9 protein-coding genes and 1 pseudogene are annotated in these 21,912 nt (G+C 41.1%); 1 reads left to right on the top strand and 9 read right to left on the bottom strand.

Annotated features, from left to right (window positions below; translation table 11 throughout):
* Nucleotides 1–3: 3 nt before the first annotated feature.
* The 5 genes and pseudogenes from IR083_RS24660 to IR083_RS14045 form a co-directional block, all read right to left on the bottom strand.
* A pseudogene (locus IR083_RS24660) lies at nucleotides 4–1,401 on the bottom strand (glycoside hydrolase family 105 protein); the annotation flags it as partial.
* Between the two features lie 88 nt (nucleotides 1,402–1,489).
* A complete protein-coding gene (locus IR083_RS14030) occupies nucleotides 1,490–2,722 on the bottom strand; it encodes an oligogalacturonate lyase family protein (protein ID WP_242052421.1) in 1,233 nt (410 codons plus the stop codon).
* Nucleotides 2,719–4,749 carry a rhamnogalacturonan lyase gene (locus IR083_RS14035; RefSeq protein WP_194224784.1) on the bottom strand — a complete coding sequence of 677 codons (2,031 nt, stop codon included), beginning with the start codon at nucleotides 4,747–4,749 and terminating at the stop codon, nucleotides 2,719–2,721. The genes IR083_RS14030 and IR083_RS14035 overlap by 4 nt, the downstream gene beginning before the upstream one ends.
* Before the next feature lie 91 nt (nucleotides 4,750–4,840).
* The gene (locus IR083_RS14040; protein WP_194224785.1) at nucleotides 4,841–6,907 is read right to left on the bottom strand and encodes a RagB/SusD family nutrient uptake outer membrane protein; all 2,067 of its coding nucleotides are present in this window, start codon (nucleotides 6,905–6,907) and stop codon (nucleotides 4,841–4,843) included.
* Between the two features lie 18 nt (nucleotides 6,908–6,925).
* Nucleotides 6,926–10,048, bottom strand: coding sequence for a SusC/RagA family TonB-linked outer membrane protein (locus IR083_RS14045; RefSeq protein WP_194224786.1), 3,123 nt, complete (start codon nucleotides 10,046–10,048; stop codon nucleotides 6,926–6,928).
* Nucleotides 10,049–10,416: 368 nt separating this feature from the next.
* Here IR083_RS14045 and IR083_RS14050 point away from each other — a divergent pair, with 368 nt between their 5' ends.
* Complete coding sequence (locus IR083_RS14050; protein WP_194224787.1) at nucleotides 10,417–14,745, top strand: two-component regulator propeller domain-containing protein; 4,329 nt, start codon at nucleotides 10,417–10,419, stop codon at nucleotides 14,743–14,745.
* A 299-nt stretch (nucleotides 14,746–15,044) separates the two neighbouring features.
* Here IR083_RS14050 and IR083_RS14055 read toward each other — a convergent pair whose 3' ends face one another.
* The 4 genes from IR083_RS14055 to IR083_RS14070 all read right to left on the bottom strand — a co-directional run bounded on the left by IR083_RS14055 (nucleotide 15,045) and on the right by IR083_RS14070 (nucleotide 21,910).
* Entirely contained in the window at nucleotides 15,045–15,989 is a 945-nt protein-coding gene (locus IR083_RS14055; RefSeq protein WP_194224788.1) for a glycoside hydrolase family 43 protein, read from the bottom strand.
* 279 nt (nucleotides 15,990–16,268) lie between these two features.
* Nucleotides 16,269–17,021 (bottom strand): rhamnogalacturonan acetylesterase, encoded by a 753-nt coding sequence (locus IR083_RS14060; protein ID WP_194224789.1) that lies wholly within the window; start codon nucleotides 17,019–17,021, stop codon nucleotides 16,269–16,271.
* Between the two features lie 33 nt (nucleotides 17,022–17,054).
* Complete coding sequence (locus IR083_RS14065; RefSeq protein ID WP_194224790.1) at nucleotides 17,055–19,127, bottom strand: beta-galactosidase; 2,073 nt, start codon at nucleotides 19,125–19,127, stop codon at nucleotides 17,055–17,057.
* Nucleotides 19,124–21,910: a glycosyl hydrolase gene (locus IR083_RS14070; RefSeq protein WP_242052422.1), complete on the bottom strand. Its 2,787-nt coding sequence runs from the start codon at nucleotides 21,908–21,910 to the stop codon at nucleotides 19,124–19,126. The genes IR083_RS14065 and IR083_RS14070 overlap by 4 nt, the downstream gene beginning before the upstream one ends.
* Between the last annotated feature and the right edge of the window lie 2 nt (nucleotides 21,911–21,912).

A 21,912-nucleotide genomic window follows, 5' to 3' on the forward strand; every position in this document is an offset into this window, starting at 1 on the left:
AGAGTCTTCAATACCGAATATAGGAGATTTGGTTGTCTGCGGAGATGTGTAATATTGTATGGCACTGTCATTCATACGCGGATAGAATTTTTTCAACAGATTTATCATTTCCGCTCCTGCCAGTAATACCGGCCCGTAACCATGCGCCGCATATACATTCACCGGACGGTAGTAATAGAATGCCGGATCAAATGCCATGCCTGTACCTACACAAGTACCTTCTACCTCTCCGGCACTGTTTATCTTGGTAGAAACCGCGTTCCAGCCCAATTGCGCTACCGGACCGTAAGCCAGGGGATCTATCCAGCCTTTGTTTATAGCACGGGCGATACAATATACATATATCGCTGTAGCCGACGTTTCCAGATACGAATCGTTTCTGTCCAGCAACTGATGCCAGAATCCTTCTCCCGACTGATACGAAGCTATTCCTTTGATATGCGTACGCAGTTGTTCCAGTATGCGTTGCCGTTCAGGATGATTTTCGGGTAATACATCCAGTACTTCGGTCATAGTCAGCACTGCCCATCCGTTGGCACGTCCCCAGAAAAACGCAGGATGCTCTGTCATAGACTCTACCCAGCCATGCATATACAATCCTTTTTCTTTCACAAACATACGTTCCGAGAATTGTTTGATTTGCTTCGCCGCTTCATTATAATATTTGGCGTCTCCTGTCAGTTTTCCCATTTGTACTATCGCAGGGATACTCATATACATGTCGTCGAGCCAGAGCGTGTTCATTTGCGGGCGCTTACGGGCAAACGTACCGTCGCTCAGGCGATATTCCTTATACATGATGTAGTTCATATAATTGTCTATAATGCTTCTCAGCTCATAGTCTGGTTTATCCTGCTGCAGCTTTATCATCGCGGCACACATAGCGCCTGCGTCATCGAGCGCATGAGGGGTCAGCATCTGTTTCATCTGCGGATCGATAACCCCGTAATCGTTCATCAATCTTTTGAAATGAGGGGCGGCATCCGACAGGAATCTGAATCTGTCGTCCACATATTTATAATACGCTTTATCGCCGGTAGCCTTCGCCACTTCAAGCATTCCGGAATAGGTTACTCCCCATTCATAGCTTGCTAGGCGGAAATTGCCACGTTCCAGAATCGCATTTTTATCCACTTTGGATAAGTCGGTAATTGCCTTATGGCTATCTTTATTTACGACACGTGCGGGTGTGGCCTCATCCAGATATTTCAAGACCCGGTCTAAAGATTCTTTTATGTCCTTTTCGGTAAGTTCTCTATATGGAGTTTTATAATCGGGCGTTAAAAGATGTAACGGGGTATTGAAATCATTTACTTTTTCCTGCTTCTTTTGAGCGAAGAGATTAAAATTATTGATTAAAAAGATTAAACTTAAAGTGAGTAGAATTCCCTGTTTCTTCATGGTATTTTTTTATTACAAATAAAGGTTTTCTTATGGGATTAATATATGTAAAATCATTCAAATAGATAGAAATTTAGGTCTAAGTTCCCTATTTCATGGCTTGTGCTATATTAATCACCATCAGGCTTAATTTATTGCCATCAGACAAATATCCCGACTGTATAAGTACGCGCGTATTGTCCGGACTGAACGAAGGATGTGTATGATCCGGCTTCATCCGGTGATTAGCAGTTAACAATTTCCGTTCTCCTGTCATACTGTTTATAAGGTAAACTTCCCCTTCGAAATTATCCGATGCGCCCCACTTTCCATCCGAAGTACCTCCGCAATGCCAGAACCCTGAACCATAATCCAGTTGTCCGAGTAACTGCACTTCATCTGTTCTCACATTAATGCGGAATAATCCTGTCGGCCTTTTTCGCAAACGGGGCAGATGCCCCATCACATTGAAATAAACATGATCCCTGTCTACCCATGTTTCGTGAGTAACCCAATCATTGGCATCTTCTGCAAATAAGGGACGGTTATCCGAGCCATCCGCTTTTGTAATCCACATACGTTGCGGTGCATCACCTCCCGTTTCCTGACAATACAGGATTTCTCCTGCCAGAAAAGGATTTGCCTGTACATGTCCCATTGTAAAAGGCACATCGATAACAGTAGATATATCTCCTGTTTTCAGGTCAATAGCCCTTATGCCGGAAGGTACCTGTGCTATACGGAATTCATTATCATCTTCTGTTTTTTCTACTTTTGCCCCAACAAGCCGTACACCAACATATGCTTTCGTTTCATCAGCGTCGAGAGTAAAACCACCCGACTCTGCCAGATCGGAAGGTAATATTGTAATAGTCCGCTCGTATACTTCTTTTTGCTTTATGGTATTTCTGTAACTATCATTAAGTAATGAATCGAGATTTAGCTCTATCAGTGTTTTTACATTATTCTCCGTTCTGAAATAATATAATTTATTAGAAAGGCGTGCTACATTCAGACTGCCTGTACCTGTACCCTCGCCGTCTGTCAGTTGAATAATCTCCCCGGTCGCCTCCGACATGGCAAATGCCTGTGAATGCTTATCTGCCGAACGGTCGGAAGACCTGAAAACGATATACTTCCCGTCCGAAGTCCATTGCGGATGCGTCGGATACAATTTGGCATCGCTATAAGTACCGTTTGTTAGTGCCGTAATTGTATATCCGGTACGGGTATCCACCATCATAAATTTCTCAGAAGGAAAACGCTTGCCGATATCCGAAGCCCGGGTAAAAAGGGACAGGCAAAGGAGTACAATTAAGATTACAGTATATCTATTCATCATTTAAATGTTATATAAACATAGTCCTTAAACTCGTATCCACGGTAAGCCACAGTCAGTTCAACTTTTGTTTTCTTACCTACGGGAATATCTTTCGTTGTTATTTTTCTTACTCTTTCATTTCCTCCTACCGACCAGCTATATGTGTCATAATCCATTCCGGCATCGAGTTCTATATAATCTTTATCTACAATAATATCCTTTACGGGGAAACATTTACCCAGATCGGCCCCGAAATAAAATCCGGGTTGGGTAGGCTGATTATAAGCTACATTCTGAGTGGCGATACTAATCCTGTAAACAGGGTCTTCGAGAAACGTATGAAATCGGTAATCGGTATCATGTGTAGACACATATAATCTCAGGTTCCGATTGTCTTTTGTCCTGAAAAGTATCTCTTCGCGCCAATCGCCGATAATATCGCCTTGCAGGCACGGAGTAGCCTTTGTCCCACTGTTGGAAAGGCATTCATCGGCAGAAAATAAAACATTCGATGTCTTATTCTTATAATCATATTTTGTAATACTTACTTTATCCAATAACTCTCTCAGCAAGTCCCCATCCCACCAGCAAGCCATATTTACCGATACATCTTCTATAGAAGGATTAATACACTGCCCATCCACATTGTAAATACCATTGCTGAAATGCGACCACATCTCCACTCCGAAATGCTCAGGATCAATATCAGCAGCCATACAACGTCCGACATCTTCGGTTGATTTTATCTGAAAAAGCACTTCTCCTGTCGCGGCATCACGGTAGCTGGAACCATCGCGCCTGTTTTCGTGACAATCCCAGACCTGCATTCCTTTTCTGTGGGGATCGAACACAGTCATATGCATCGCATCACCATGCCCCATCTGTGTGCTATACAGGCCTTTCCCATCATGATCTATTGCACAAGAACCGTATATAATCTCATCGCATCCGTCCCCGTCCACATCTCCTACCCTGAGGTTGTGATTGCCTTGCCCGGCATATTTCCCGTTTCCGGGCTGGTCGGAATCAAATATCCAGCGGTTCGTAAGTTTACCGTTCCGCCAATCGAAGGCAGCGAGAACAGTGCGTGTATAATATCCGCGACACATAACCACACTCGGGTACTCTCCGTCGAGATAAGCGACACAAGCAAGAAAACGGTCTACCCTATTGCCTCTGGCATCGCCCCATGCGCTAACATCGCCGCGTTGCGGTATATAGTCGATTGTAGACATTGCTTCGCCGGTTTGCCCGTTGAAGACTGTAAGATATTCAGGTCCTTCTATTATAAACCCATATTTATTTCGGTAGTCGGCATCAGCCTCACCTATGATATTTCCTTTTCCGTCGGTAGTCCCGTCTGCTGTTTTCATAACAATCTCGGCTTTGCCGTCATTGTCCAGATCGTAGACCATAAATTGTGTATAATGCGCGCCTGCACGGATATTCCGTCCGAGGTCTATACGCCATAATTTTTCACCGCTCAATTTGTAGCAGTCTATATATACATTTCCGGTATAACCGTTATGTGAGTTGTCATGGGCATTTGAAGGGTCCCACTTCAATATTATTTCATATTCTCCGTCACCATCGACATCTCCTACCGAAGCGTCGTTGGGTGCATAGGTATATGTTTGTCCGTCGGGAGTTATACCTGACGAAGGTATGTCTAATGGAATATTTAAGCTGCCAATAGGTGCATCGGCGGGTAATACGTAAGATTGTTCATCAACCTCTTTCCCTTTTCGTATTTGTTTTAACTGGTAGATAACGGCTGCATCTGATTGTATTTTGTCTTCAAAGTACGTTTTCCCTGAAACAGGTTCTGCATTTATCTTTTCCCCGTTTCTGTATATATTAAAAGATGCATCTAAAGCATCAGATGAAAGATAACGCCAGCTTATAGAATTTGTGCTGTTATTCTTCTTTACCGCAACGAATCCTCGTCCTAGCTTTTCCCTTTTGAGCTTAGAGTAGTCATAATTGGGTTGGGAGACAAGATGTGTTGTAATAAGTAACAACAAGGTAAGTAATATATAATATTTCATAAACAGCAATTATTTACAGGATGGCTAAATAAGTCCGGCTAATAAAGCTATTAACCGGACCTGACTTTTCATTATTGAATCTATGCTATAATTAATAGCCCGGATTTTGTATTTGTTGCTTCTCCTCTGAGGTTAAAGCTGCTCCGCTCTCATTTGTTATACCGTCCAGAAAAGATTGAGGTATCGGGCGGTAATAGTGTGTCGTAGCTTTAAAGGCAGTATTACCTCTGACATATCCGTCATTAAATGCTTTCCAGCGGGCCTCCAGAGTCTTGGTGCGGGCAAGATCCTCCCATCTGTATGTTTCGCCACAAAGTTCACGAGTACGTTCATTCAATAAGAAACACATCATCTTATCCGCATTGGAAGTACAACCCAATTTTTCATAAATAGGAGTGTCTACTGTCGAATTATATACATCGCTGACAGAGTTTATAAGCATGGACGATTTTGTTTCCGCTGTAGTTGATGCGATATTATTAGATTCGTAGTATGTATTTTTATCCCAATAAATTGCGCCATCGGCAGAATAACCTCCACCTTTACCATTACAATAAGAGTTATTTTTATAAGATTGACCACCATCAACATGTTTTGTACGGTCTTCGCCATTCTTATATGCTGCACGGTCGCGTAGTTTATTTATCCAGGTTATTGCATTCGAATAATTTGATTCACCCTTACGGATATATGCTTCTGCTATCATTAGTACATCTTCTGCCGAACGAGCCATAATGGCATCGCGTGTTCCAAACTGTGATGCAATGCTGATGCGGTATCCGTCACGATATTTAGACAAGGCCACCGATCGTTTTTGCACTCCATAATAGCCATTATTACCATGAATTCCAACCCATTGCTGAGGCTCCCCTTTAAAGTAACGAACAAAAGTATGTGTATTTTCCATTACTCCATTTTTCAATACCCCTGTTGCATCGTTAGCTACCGCTTGGTAACGGGTATCACCGGCATTATTTACAATATATTTAATTGCTAATTCGCCTCCTACAAAACGTTTAGCACCAGCTACTGTACCGGCGGGACCCAGTTTAGCATTTTCTTCAGTCCATGTTGGCGCTGCAGCTGTAGTGTTACAGCCATAATTAGTGATAAAAGATTTCCAGAAACGGGAATCGTTTACTCGGTCAAATACATCCAGTGCATAGTTTGTCGCCCGCGCATACGAGAATTCACGTCCTCCGGAAATATCACGTGCAGTACCTGCAATATCCTGATACACCGATGGATAATACAGATGCATCTGATTTCCATAACGTCCCCATGTAGCCTGATCATCAGAGAACTGTGCAGCCAGGACTACCTCTGTAGCTTTCTCGTTTGCACTGTTTGCTTTCTGATAATCCCACAATTCGACAAAATCATTACACAAAGGATGAGCAGCTACTACTTCGCCTCCATATTTTATTACAGCGTCGAGATCCGCAGAGACCAAAGAAGAATTCCATGAAGAATACAATTCACTGGCACGTGTCAGGTGAGCTTTTGCCAGATAGTGCGCAGCAGCCCATTTTGTAATGCGTCCTGTTTCTGACGGGGTTGTAGGTAATATATCATACGCAGCTTTAAGATCGGAAATAACCTGAGCAAAACAATCTGCTTCAGAGGCACGAGTAAAATAAGTCTCAACAGATGTAGACGGAGCCAACTTCAGTGGCACGCCTCCAAACTGAACTACTAATTGTAAATAAAAATAACCCCGCATAAAATATCCTTCACCCAGACGGGTATTGTAAGTTGCGCTGTTCTGATTGTAATAAAGAGGCATATTCTGTATAATCGTATTGGCTGATTCTATGCCACCATACATATTATCCCATAATGGGGAAAGAGATTCACCTTCCGAGGAACTCAGGTCTAAACTATAACAATTGTAACTAGGAATAGAGTTATTCGCATCTGTAAATTCGTCCACACCTAAATTGAACATGTTAATTCCCCAAACGTAATTGAATTTGAATTTCAACTTAGAATAAGCTCCGGTAACCAATGCATCAAGTCCTTCCTGTGTCTTAAAATAGTCGGTACTATACTGCGTCGTTAATTCTTCATCCAAAAAACTTTCACTACATGAAGGCAGGCTTGACAGGCCTAATGTACCTACTATAGCTGAAGCCATTAATATCTTATTTATTTTCATTTTATTCTTCTTTTTTTATTAAAAACCAATATTAACACCGAATACAAGCCCTTTTATCGTCGTTGCCGAACCTGTAGAAGTCGTATTATTGTCATAGCTGGAAAGGTCTGTGTCCAGATAATCGCATTTAGAATATATCGTAAATGGATTCATAAGTTGTCCGTAAACTTTCAGATTATTTATTCCCAGCTTCTTCAGATGTTTTGGAGCAAAGTTGTATCCGAAACTTATATTTCTCATTTTTATAAATGAACCATCTTCATAATTCATTGAAGAATTATAAACATCAGCGGCTTCACCATTTGATCCCGGAGAGTAATACCTTGCATGCTCATTTGTATCTTTCACCCAATAATCTATTTTACGCATCTGGTAACGGCCATCAAGAGTTACGGCTCCGCTTCTGAATGTAAAACCCCAACGGGAATAAATGAAGAAAGACAATTCGAAATTCTTATAATTAAATGTATTCATTATACCTCCCGACCATTCCGGACGTGTAGTACCTACAATCTGCCTGTCGTTATTAGCATCGATAGCACCATCGTCATTCAGGTCCTTCACCTTTATTTGCCCGGGTTTGCGACCATATTTAGCAGCTTCCTCGGCTTCCGATGTTTTCCATATACCATCATATACATAGTCATAATAGACTCCGATCTCTTCTCCTACAAACCATGCATTGCTCAAATCCTGAATTCTACCGTTTGCAAGAGCTTTAATCTTACTTTTGTCTTTCGACCATGTAATATTAGTCGCCCATGTAAAGTCCTTAGTCTGAACATTTATAGTATTCAATTGAAGATCAATACCCCATCCTTCAGTTTCTCCTACATTTGCATAAGTTGATGTATAACCGGTAAGAGAAGGGATAGACATCGCCATCAATAAGTCTTTTGTCTTTGTAGAGTAAATATCAATACTACCATTAATCCGACTATTAAGGAAACCATAATCCAATCCCCAGTTGTACTGAGTCGTTCTTTCCCAGCCCAGTTCGGAATTAGCCATTTTTGATGGATCCTTGAGTGATGGGTCTGAGGCCACATAGCCCGGTGAAGAAGTAGTAGTACCCCAATTATAATATAACTGATTTATAGCTCCTTTGGTAGCATAAGCTCCTATTGCCGAGTTACCGGTAGTTCCTACACCAAAACGAAGTTTCAATGCATTGATAAAACCCAGATTCTGCATAAACTTCTCTTGTTCCATACGCCAGCCTAACGCCATAGAAGGGAAAGAAGCCCATTTATGTCCTTCTGCTAATTGAGATGCACCGTCCCAACGGACAGAAGCCGTCAGCAAATATTTATCTTTAAGACTATAATTTCCACGCACCATATAAGAAGTCATCTGAGTCTCAGTAAGACCTGTGCCAAAAGAGCTTAATGCACCACCAGAATAAAGATTGTACCATAGTTCGGAAGAGGATGCTACATCTGTAGCTTTCATTGTACCATATTCGTAATGATAGGCAGATGCCGATTGCATCAATGTAAGTCCCAATTTATGATCTATACCGATATTGCGATCATAATAAACAAGATTATCAAGTGTCCATGCACGTGTCTGATAGTTATTGTATGAGGCTGTATTGTTTCCATCACCATTTATACCTTCTGCATCATAAAAAGAGCCTGTACGATAGTACTTAAATTCAGGTCCAAATTGAATGCGATATTTTAAACCTTTCAATGGGTCGAACATTTCGCCAAAGTCAAGTTGTCCGTAAAAACTTCCGTTTGCAATAAAGGTTTGTCTATTATTTACTGTATATTTTAGCTCATTTATCGGATTAATAATATTCACATCACCTGCAGCAGGATTTCGTATATAGCTGCCATTCTCGTCGTAAGGTGTTGTCCATGCCAACATACCGCGTAATGCCGAATAAAAATCTCCGGCTCCGGTTACTGATTTTGCGAAATTATAGCCATAATCCTGATCACCCCATGAAGCGTTAATTGATGTCCCCATTTTAAACCATTTTGTAGGTGAAGCGTCAAAATTTACTTTTGCTGTGAAGCGTTCATATTTTTGCCCCGGCTGAGTCCCTTCTTGGCTCAAATAACCAAACGATCCGTAGCCCTGTGATTTCTCACCACCACCGGATATACTGATTGTATGTTCTGTAGAAACAGCATTTTGTTTACCATGGCTAGCCCAGTCGTAACTACCGACTTTACTTCCATCCCAAACGGTATTATTGTTTGTCCAACCGGCAGCAATATTAGCCCATGAAGCAGCAACCGAACCCCATGTTGCATAATCGGCTTCATAAGATGGTGTAGCCGACTTATATGTACCCATATTGTATTTTGCCAGACGGGCATAATCGAGCCATTCTGATGCACTCATATTTTCTGTTACATCATACATTTTCTCAAATGTTACAGAACCCGAATAGTTTACAGATAGAGACCCACTCTTTCCTCGTTTAGTAGAAACCAATATCACCCCGTTTGCTCCACGAGAACCATAAATAGCCGTAGCTGAAGCATCTTTCAATATATCAATAGCCTCAATGTCACTTGGATTTATATTATCTATTCCTCCGGATTGAATGACCATACCATCTACTACATATAAAGGACCCTGATCTGCATTCAAAGAACGAACTCCCCGCACCCTGATACTTCCTGTTTGTCCGGGACGTTGATTTGATGTAATATCCACACCGGCTGTCTTTCCCTGCATAGCCTGTAGTGCATCTTTGACAGGCATCGCTTTCATTTCTTTTTCTCCTACACGGGCCATTGCTCCGGTCACATCGCTTTTTTTCATTGTGCCATATCCGACTACAACTACTTCATCCAGCATTTGTGTATCTTCCTGAAGTACAATTTTAATGTGAGTTTGTGATCCTACCGTAATATTCTGCTCAATATAGCCGATGAGCTTTACATTGAGTACGTCCTGAGCACCTGCCACAACAGTAAAATTTCCATCATGATCAGTTACAGTTCCTTTTGTTGATCCTTTTACTGTTACTACAGCACCGATTACACCGTCTCCCAGATCATCGATAACTGTACCGGTCACTGTCTTCGTCTGTGCAAAAACTAATGTTGACATAAAAACGAGAATCAATGTCAACATACCTCTGGCTCTTAAGAGCCGTTTTCCATGGTAATTCCTCATAAATATTAATTTAAAATGGTAATTGAGTTTCGTGTGTTTAGTTCTTCTACTTTAATTTCCAGAACTAATGTTTTTCATATTCGATTTATCAACGGCAAAACTAAGATTAACATATTTTCAGGAAAATGTATTTTTGTTCATAGTTATGGAAATTCATTTCTGTTACAATAAAACAAGAAATAATACGACAAAAACGGACTTCACAAACTGGCTACAGAAAACGATTTAACAGAAGAAATCCTCATTACGCAGAACAAGCAGATGCAACGACTGTAAAATCGTTCAATCTTATAGATTATTAGTCACCCGATTTCGAATAAACATTAGTTTTCGTACTTTTGAAAAGAGTTTCAAATATTGTTAGCCATATGAATCTATTGAAATCTATAACCTTTATTATTCTCCTCGTTATTTTACCGATAAAATTGTTCCCGGTAAAAGACAACAACTTGCAGTTTACACAAATCAGCACAAAAGACGGACTGTCGCAAAATACTGTCCGGGCAATTCTCGAGGATAAAAAAGGTTTTATTTGGGCAGGAACTTTAGATGGTCTGAATAGATATGATGGCTATAACCTTATTGCTTATAAACCTCAGCTAGACAATCCTAATTCACTGATCGATCATCGTATAAAAGATGTCTTCCAGGACAAAGACGGATACCTATGGATCAAGACATATAAGAACGAATTTAGCTGTTATAATCCTGTCTCCGACTCCTTCATAAATTACCATTCGGAGCAAAACCACACCCATGAAAACAACGCATATTATATAAACTACTATGAAGCTACGGATGGCACTATCTGGCTATGGGGTAATACTAATGGTTGCTTGCGAATACGCAAAACTGGAAGCAGATTCTCAACAAAACCATTTCTTACCGAGAAAAGTGCAGAAAATAAGAAAGACTGCAAGTTCCTCTTCGAAGACTCCAAAGCCACCATATGGGTTGGCGGAGAGTCCGGCCTGTTCATGATATCGAGAGATAAGACTGATGTTCTCTTTTCCAACAAACATTCTTTTACTAAAGCAATAGAACTTAATAATAAAATATACTTCATATCTGAAAAGTCGGGTATCATCGAATACGATATTAAACGAAAGTCTTTTCAGGAAACGACCAATTCTATACTTAATGACGTTTATACCGATGTGACCAGACTCTCAGATAATGAACTATTAATATCAACAAAATCCTCTGGTCTTATTTCATATAACATAAGTACCAACCTATTTGACAAGCCTGCGTGGGCAAAAGACCCGCAACTTGCAGGTAACATCGAGTTTATAATCGATAAGAATCAGGGTATCTGGATGTATAATCATTCAGGTATAGTCTGGTATTATAATCAAAATAGCCGAAAAGTAAAAAAGATGGAACTAATACCGCCGGCTATTGCTCAAATCATCGACTTGGAAAGATATAATGTATTCATAGATTCTAAAGGTTTTATCTGGATTACGACATACGGGAATGGACTATTTTACTATAATCCTGAAACTGATTCTCTACACAACTATAAGTATAGCGCCGACAAGAACAGTCCGGCATCTGATTATCTCCTTTCCATCACAGAAGACAGGTATGGTAATATATGGATTGGAAGTGAATATGCCGGTATCATTAAGGTTACCAAACCCAATTACGATATACAGGTTGTCCGTCCTGAGATAGAGACTTCGATTGGTAAGAACAACAATGTGCGCACAATATATGCAGACGCATTCGACAAAACATGGGTAGGAACTAAGAATGGCAGCTTATATGTATATGAAGACATCCTGGAAGCAGGAAAATGTATATATAAAGATATGAATCCTTATACTTTGACCGAAGACTCCAAGAAAAGAATGTGGGTAGGAACTAAAGGAAAAGGCTTATACATCATAGACCTGGCCACATACAAAGAAATAGCTCACTACACGAATATAGAAACAGATGCCAATTCGCTAAGCTACAATACCATTTTCAATATTTGCAAAGACAATAAAAACCGTATGTGGACAGGTACTTTCGGAGGAGGAATAAACCTCGCAGAAGATACACCCGCCGGTATTAAATTCAAACGCTTCTTCTTCGACGATGGCAACCGTAGTTATATACGATATATATATCAGGATAGTAAAGACCGTATATGGGCGGGAAGTAGTGACGGCATCATTTTATTCAACCCTGAAGAATTGATAAAGAATCCCAAAGCCTATAAAACGTACCGTATGAATCTGAATAAGAAAAACGGTATTAACTGCAATGATATAAAGACGATATTTGAAGACGGAGAGGGCATCATCTGGATAGGTACTGCCGGAGGCGGACTAAATAAGTTTGTTCCAGCTACCGCAGAATATGATGAACATTTTATAGCCTATACTACTGCAAACGGTTTGTCCGGAGATTTCGTATCAGGTATACAAGAAGACAAAGAGCATAATCTGTGGATCAGCACAGAAAGTGGGATAACCAAGTTTAATAAGCATACAAACACATTCATAATCTATCAGTTTTCTGAGAAAACATACGGCAATCATTTCAATGAGAATGCAAATATCCACTATAAAAACGGTAATATGCTGTGGGGTAGCCTCGATGGACTAATCGTTTTCAATCCCGAATCGTTCGTGCCCGACCAAAATACCCCGCCTGTTACGTTGACGGACTTTTTTATTTATGATGTCAAAGTTGAGGCTGGAAAGAAAGGCTCCCCCCTGAAACAATCGATAAGCTATTCCGATGAAATAAACCTAAACTATAAGCAGAATACATTCACCATCGAATTTGCCTCCTTAGTATTAAAAGACCCGGCAAAGAACAGGTACGTCTATATGCTGGAAAACTATGATAAGCAATGGAGCGCAATAAGCCATTATAATACAGCCACCTACAAGAACCTTTCACCGGGAAAATATATATTCAAAGTAAGAGGGACAAACAGTGACGGAATCTGGAATGATGAAGTCACCCGGCTTGAAATCATTATTGCACCTCCTTTCTGGAAATCATGGTACGCCTATATTATTTATGGCCTGTTAGTAATGCTCCTCTTATACATCGCGTTCAAGCTTATCTATAAATTTAATATGCTTAATAATAACGTAAAGTTAGAAAAAGAGCTGACAAACCATAAACTGCGTTTCTTTACCAACATATCCCACGAATTCAGAACTCCGCTGACGCTGATCAGGGGGGCTGTAGAAAATCTGAATGAACAAACAGGTGTATCTCCGCATGCGATGAAACAGATAAACATTTTGGGTAGAAACTCCGTCATACTCACCCGGCTTATTGATCAGCTACTAGAATTCCGAAAACTACAAAACAATGTATTGACACTCGATTTGGAGGATACCGATATCATTGAGTTCTCCAAAGACATATATTCCAATTTTCAGGAAGCCGCCAATCAGAAGAAAATAGAATACTCATTTATCAGTGATACCGACTCATATCAGATGTTTATCGACCGCCGCAAGGTAGATAAGATCTTGTATAACCTGCTATCCAACGCATTCAAGTTTACTCCTAACGGGGGACAAATAGACCTTATAATTTCTATCGACCGGCAAAAGCAAGTATGTCTTTTCAAGGTGAAAGATAATGGTATAGGTGTAGACAAAGACAAACAGCATATGCTCTTCAGCCGTTTTATGCAAATCAACTTTTCATCGTCCGGAACGGGTGTAGGCCTGTCTCTGGTAAAAGAGTTTGTCGATGTGCATAAGGGCAAAATCTGGTACGAGAATAATGAAGAGCAAGGCTCCATATTCAATGTCGAGATATCTGCAAACAAGGATACTTACAAAGGCGAGAATTTCATTACTCCAACTCATTCCGGCATTCTCCCTGCAGAAAACAACAGTAAGATTCTATATCCATCAGACAATACCGAAAACATCCAGTTACCGGATATAGACGATTCCACACTCTCCAATTATAAGATGCTGATAATTGACGACAACGATGATATCCGCAATTTCCTGATCGATGAATTCAGCAAATACTTTATGGTAGAAGTTGCCGAAGACGGACAAAAAGGTTTACAGAAAGCAGTCGAAATAAACCCTGACCTTATTATCTGCGATGTGATGATGCCTGCCATGGATGGATTTGAAGTGACACGAAGACTGAAAGAGGATTTCCAGACCTGCCATATTCCTATCATTCTGTTAACGGCGCATTCGTCGATAGAACATCAACTGGAAGGTATCCAGAGCGGGGCCGATGCATATATAATGAAGCCATTCAGTCTGAAATATCTTGTAACCAGAGTGTTTAAACTCATTGAACAACGGGAACAACTGAAAAAACGTTTTTCGAATGAGTATGTTCTCGATGGTAACCTGATTACATCTACAGACAAGGATAAAGAATTCTTCAACCTGATAGATAAAATACTGGAAGAACATCTTGCCGACACAGAGTTTTCTGTAGATAAGTTCGCCGAATTAGCGAAACAAAGACGTACCATTTTCTATAAAAAGGTGAAAGGCATAACCGGACTTTCGCCCAACGAGCTCATAAAGATAAAACGGTTGAAACGGGCTGCCGAACTCCTTTTGCAGGGAGATCTTACTGTATCCGAAATATCTTACAAGGTAGGCTTTGACGATCCGTTCTATTTCAGCAAATGTTTCAAAGCCCAGTATAAATGTTCCCCATCGAAATATGGTCAACCGATAAATCAGAAAGAGTAAATCTACGAATGTTAAAAGGTAACAAAAGTAACACTTTTTATACTATATTACCTCTGTCACTTCCAGCACAAAAAGTAACACCTTTTATGGCATTTGTAGGGGCGAATAAATATTCGTCTGCAATGTATCGGGCGTAAGATTTTACGCCCCTACAGTTCACAAAAGGTAACAAAGGTTACACCTTTTCACTCATTTGCTAATATACTAATTTACCAATCTGCTAATTAATTTTTTCAAAGAACTAATAGCTATTAGCGAACGGCTAAAAGCTAATATATAGATAAAGTTTTATAATATAATTACTCTAATAAACCACTCAATATATCTTCAGAAACAGTTAAAGCCGTACCATGCCGTATTCCTGCAGGAAAAACAATCGAATCGGAAACATCCTCCCACACTTTCATATCTTTCGACCTTACCGCCCCATATTTATGGTCCCTGTATTTATCAAAATATACATACACATATTCCCCTACTTGCAATGGAGCAGGCCCTTCCGCCCAATAGTCTCCCGTAATAGTCTCCGACACTGTAACAGGAAAGCCGAAAGGTTCATCATTGGATACTACACGGATATTCTTCTCTGCCGGACTTGAATTTTCATTCTTTACAAAAAGATAATAAATCCCGTCCTTATCCAGTATCGCTCCGTCAATTACACTGAACCCGGGTTCAAAAAACAGCTTGGTATCACTGAACGCTTTGAAATCCTTAGTGGTTACATAATATTGCCTGTGATTCAATCCCTTCTCGCTTTCAGAAGTAGGTAGATCCGGAAACGCACCCGGTATAGTCGAGGCCCAAAAGATATAGAAAGTCTTGTTTTTCTTATCATAGAATAGTTCCGGCGCCCATGTATTCTTCGTTCCTGCAAATTTTTCCATAACCGGAATATTCATTTGTCGCGACCATGTTTTCAAATCTTTGGACGATGCATAACCGATACCCTGATCCCACCAGCCCGATGTCCATACCATATGGAAGGTCCCTTCTTCATCCTGAACGATACTGGGGTCACGCATCAGTTTGTCTTTTCCAATTTCAGGTTTCAGGTAAATGGAGTCTTTATTCAATGTTTCCCATTTCAACCCGTCTCTGCTATATGCCAAATGCAAGCCGTCTCCATTTCCTTTGAAATAAGAGAATAAATATACGGGTTTTGCGACTTCTATCGTTTGTTGCTTTCCTACACAGGAGAAAAGAAGTGCTGATAATAGAATAAGGTTAATTAGTTTCTTCATTTTTCTCTGTTCTTTTTAGTTCTATAATAGAGTTATTATTGTATAAAAATGTTCTATTTTTAGTTACAAGTTACTACGCCCCGTGGGCAGTTACGAGTTACGAGTCGGCTGACGCACGTGGGGCTAAAGCCTGAAGAGACTCTGTCCTGTCGCCGGGGGACGCAGCCTTGATTTTTTGTTTCGTTTTGCATCAAGGCAAAATGAATTGGAGCGAAGCGGAAATCGGCGGAGCCAAATACAAGCCGGCTGGTGCGTTAGAAAAAATAGAACATTAAATAATCAATCATTATTTAATCTCACATATTCACTCAATCCCTGCAAATTCAATTCCTTTATACCCTCTGCCACAAAACAGGCAACCTGCTTCGCTCCTTTTTCCATCATATGCGTATCATCTTTCAACCCTTCAGGCTTCGCATGATCTATTCCAGGCTCCACCCAACGATAATAAGGTTTGGAGTCCTCATCTCCCAGCATCGTAACAAAATCACGTGTCTTGAGATTTATATCTATCATCGGCACATCATATTCTTTAGCTATCCGGCGAGTGATTACAGGATATCCTTTCAAACGGTCATCGATAAGCGAGCCATCCCTAAAAGTGCGCATTACAACGGATGTCAGCAATACAGGATTACCACCCTTAGCTTTTACATCCTCAACCATCCTAACGAGATTCTTCCGATAGTCATCATACGATGCATGCCGGTCCGGACGGGTAGATGCATCATTATGTCCAAACTGGATAAAAACGTAATCCCCGGCTTTTACCTCCGACAATAACCTGTCCCAGCGGCCTTCACTTATAAATGTCTTGGTGCTGCGGCCTCCCATAGCATGATTTACAACCTTTACATTGTCAGAGAAAAGCAAAGGTAACATCTGCCCCCATCCTTTTATCAGGCCATCTTTCTCTTCATTATAAGTCTGTGCAGTAGAATCTCCCGCTATAAATATAGTTATTGGTCTGTCCACAGTTTTAAAACCTAAAACTGAAACTATGATGAAGAAGACTAATAGATATTTTTTCATATTTCCGTTTTATATTCTGAGTAGATTATTGTATCATTTCTTCCAGACTGATACTCCCGCCGTAGGAATATCCTTACTGCCAATCACATATTTTGTGTTTGCAGGCAAAGGCAGCGAGTATGTCTTGTCCGCATAGTTCACTGCAATTCCAAAACCGTCACGATATTCGATATGCAATCCCTCAGGCAAATCCGCTAATGTAATATTTAAAATGCCATACAGTTTTTTCAAAACAGCTTTTTCCATCTGCCCATTTTGAGAATCCACACCTACATAAGTGACTGTGCCTTTACCCAAACGATGAAAGATGATTGCAGGACTTCCTTCATAAAAATCGCCCTCATATGTAGCCCATGTTTCTGTATTTACTTCGGGAACCAATATTTCGCCCCAACTTGTCCAGTCATATTTCCGGCCGTCGAATGCTATCTGGTCGGGAGTGCGGGGTTGCAGCAAATCATAAAAGTCTATCTTTGCTCCTATCAAAGAATAGATAGGTTCACCAAAAGGAGCCTCAAACAATTGTCCGTTGCGTGATTTATGACCAGTGCGACTCGTTAAGACCAGATTTCCACCTTGCTCCACATAGTTCCGCCAACGTAGCACCAGTTCCCTGTCCACCATCTCATATGCGGGAGCGATCATTACATTATATTCCGAAAAGTCGTTTCGTTCATCTATAAAATCCACAGGTGCCCCGAAATTCTTCAATGCATTGTAATACTTGTCTATATGCTTTTCAGTGTCCCATTCGGTTGTCTGCCTGTTTCGCTGCATCTCCCATGCATTCTCATGGTTATAAAGAATAGCGGTACGGCGTTTCTCATAACTGTCCGGATTTTTTGTACTACCCTTATATTCCCTGCGCAACTGTGCGATCTCTTTTATAAACCGGGAATATTCCAATCCGCTTTTGGTAGGTGTCACGCCATCCGGGCCAACAATTCCATAGTGGTAAAGTTCCGTTCCATATATCGGCTGGCGGTAGCGGTAAGTACATGTAAACTTGCTTCCTCCCGCAAATACATGCCACAGCCACAGCCTGACAGCACCGGGCAACGGTTGCGAGTTTATCTTGCCCCAGTTCACCTGTCCGGGTTGCAGTTCCATCACGCCATACACCCCATCTATAGTGCGGAAAAAGTCATTAGCCTTTGCTATTCTTTCCACCGGCCCTAAACGATAACCTTTGCGCCCGATACCATAATCTTCACCGAATACCATATAGCGGGTATAGGAGTGGAAGTCCAGTTCATTGCTTTTCCTCAGATGTCCGTCACTATATTCGGGGATGTAATTAGTAGTAATCCATTGTTGCGGATTCGCATATTTACGTATAAGTACCGCCTGCTCATCCAGAAAACCAGCCATTTCGTCTGTTGTAAAACGATGGTAGTCGAGTATTTGATGAGAATTCATAAACATCTGTGATAAACGGGGAATATTTATCTCCGAAAAACCGGAATATACCTGACTCCAGAATGCGGTACCCCAAGCCTTATTTACGGCTTCTATAGTCTGATATTTAGCCTTCACATAATCACGAAACCGTTGCTGTGCATCTTTTCCGTAATCCTGTGCTGGACGCGGTTCATTATCGAGTTGCCAACCCATTATACGTTTGTCATTTCCATAATGCTGTGTCAGTTTCTCTATCATCTTCATCGAATATTCCCGATAGAAGTTATTTGAAACCGAGGGGTGCTGGCGTGCGCCGTGATCCATCTTCGTACCGTCCTCATGTTCTATCAGCACATCAGGATGCTGGCGTACAAGCCATACGGGAGGGGTAGCCGTGGATGTACACATAATCACTTTCAAGCCGTTCTTATCGGCAATATCTACAGCCTTGTCGAGCCATGCAAAATCATATACACCTTCTTCCGGTTCAAGCTGCGCCCATGCAAATTCGGCATAATGCACAAAATCGAAGCCGAGCTCCTTTATTTGTTTCAGGTCACGCTCCCATTGCGATTCGTCCCAATGTTCGGGATAATAATAAGTCCCTACTATGGTAAGGTCTTTCGGATTAAACCTATCCGGATTTTGGGCTGTGAGGCCAAGCCTTAAAAGCAAAAGGAAGGTCAATAAAAACGTCTTCTTCATGGTTGTATTTTTCTTAATTCTTTTATTATTACCGGGCCTAATAATCCTGACGGAACAGGATTCCACATATCGAAACGCACATCTTTATAAGTGATGCTCACAAAGTTTATTTCCTGAAACATACGCCATTCAACGCCTCGTTTATCATAGTCGGCAATACGGTTGGCTGGCAGGTTGGTAACTTCAATCTCCAGGATATTCTCGCCGTTGACAAGCAACTGTCCGATATTTGTCTCGAATGGTACGGCGAATAATGTACCTGCTTCTTTCCCGTTAACTCGTACCCTTGCACTTTCACGGACATCCCCCAAACACAAACGGTATTCTTCATTCGCAGGTTTCTTAAAATCGAATTTTATCGTGTAGCGGGCAGTCCCCATATTCTTTTTAAGGGTGTCATTATTTAGTTCTGTCCACGAGCCTAGAGTATGCAATTTAAAAGTTTCATCAATGGCCGGCTCACTTTCTACGAAGTTCATCTCCCATCCGTCTTTCAGTTCTGTCTGATTCCCTGCCGGCTGGTAATAAGCCCAATTATCCGTTGTTATTTTGGTTTTAGTAAATGTTTTCAGAATAATGGATTCACCCGGTTGTAATTGCATATAAACTTCTGTTTTTCCATTCTGCTTTCTTAAGGCCGTCTTACCCTTTTGTCCCGTCATCGGATCAAAGAACATAGCACTTTCTGCATCTACACCCAAAGTTACCCAGTCGTCTACACGTTTATTTTTCAGCATAGTAAAGAAATAGTGATATCCGGTAACGTTCTTGCGGCGAATAAGTTGCCCGCCAAGTTCAGACACAAACATTTCTTTGTTGATATGACATTCCAATAATATTTTCCCATAATCATTTCCTGTAATGATTTTTCCTTTCCCTAAGGCATTCACAGAAACTTTATCGAATGAACTTATAACCGGGAACGACTTCAATACCGAAGTAAACTTTGCTCTCCTTTCTTCCAGATTGGATAATCCCGGAACATCGGAAGGATATTGTTCGGCAAAAATTACCGTAGCGCCTTGTTCCGCCAGTTTCTGAATCCGGGTCAGTGTTTCAAGCGGGATCAGTTTTGCTGCCGGAAGTATTAGGGCTTTATATGTTGCCCCACCCACAGTCTTCAGCAATCCGTTTTCTATGGTGGTTGTTTGTATAAAACGATCCGAAATATAGTCCAGATCATAGCCATTAGCCATTATTTGTTCCACAGCCCCGCAAAAATCAGGAAGACGGTCGCGCATTCCATGTATGGCAAAGGTGGTAAAATAATTTCCGCGTTGCCCTTTCCAAATATCATACATTGGCAAATACAATAAGAAGTCGTTATCCGGAGTCCCTTCCTGTAAGAACGACTGTATCCTTGTTATATAGCTGAAAAATGCAGGAGCATCGCACCAGATAGAATTCGTCGGAGACATATCCACCGAAGCGTAAAATTTCCAGCCCGGCCATGCCGCATCTTTCGGCGAATAGGTAGAGCCATGAAAGTAAACATGGTTTACACCTGATGTAAACATCTGGTCAATCTCAGGCTTACACTGCGATAAGGATGTGCGAAAATGCTCTGTTAGCCAGGTAAATGTTTCGGATGAAGTGTACTTCTTTCCTGTTATATGAGCAGCTGACGATGCATATTTCAGCGTGGTAGGATCACCGTCGTTCTGTTTACGTATGGAATCTTTTCGCAGATAAGGAATATCAAAATCGGTGATACCGAAAGATTCACATTCGGGAATATCCACCGCGGCATACAAATCCAGCAAGTTCGCAGGTGACCCGTGAGCCTGATTCTTAGTAGTTATATTGCGTGAATGCGCCCATGTAGTCCATGCCTGAGTAAAGTTTTCCCGCAACATGTCTCCGATAGTTTCACGATAATCGCAAATGACACGTACAGAAACATCTGTCGCTCCATCTGCCAGTAATTCGGGGAAATAATCTTGTAGTTTATATCCACGCCTGCGCTCGAACTGATCGAGTAGATCCGGTGTCCAATCCCCGCCATATACTTCATACGAATCGTTGAAAAAGCTATGCGGAAATGATACCTTATTATCAGTAAAAGCCTTGTCAAACTCACCTAAATAGCGTTGTACTGCATCTGCATCAAAGTGGTTAAGAACATAACCCTGACCTCCGGGCGCGGCACGCTTTACCTGTTGGAATGTTTTTCCTATAAACAGAGCAACCAGTTTGTAATTATCACCTGCGGGCGCTATCCACATCAGTTTTGCGTCAGAGCCTACTTTATCTGTTATATCCAGTTTATCTCCTTTTGAAGAATAGGCGATCAGTTTACTCAGATAAGCAACTTCCTTTTGCTTATCATCTTTTATCTGAACAGATTCTTTCAGTTCCTGTCCTCCTTTTAGCTCATATTGCTGAAAGATTGCTTTGGTAGCAGCATCCTCCATTGTAATTTCAGGCCCTCCGAATGGCCATCCTGTACCCATATTCATATCTACCGCCATTCCTAAACGGCTGGCTTCCGATTCGGTAAAAGCTAACATTTGCATCCATTTTGGAGTCAGATAATCGATGTAATGGCTTTCACGGGCTTTGACTCCATAGATAGGGGTAATTTCCACACCCCCGATTCCGGCCCTACCCATCTCCTCTAGATTGTAAGTTAGATTCACAGAATCTACATCGCTCCCCATCCACCACCAACGGGTCCACGGCTTTGCTTCTTTTGTTACTTCGGGCCAGTCGGTTATGACTTTATCCTGAGTACAATTTATGAATGTTGTCAACAGTAAAACGACTGCTAATATTTTCTTCATGC

This window comes from Dysgonomonas sp. GY75 (assembly GCF_015234155.1).
GTDB lineage: Bacteria > Bacteroidota > Bacteroidia > Bacteroidales > Dysgonomonadaceae > Dysgonomonas > Dysgonomonas gadei.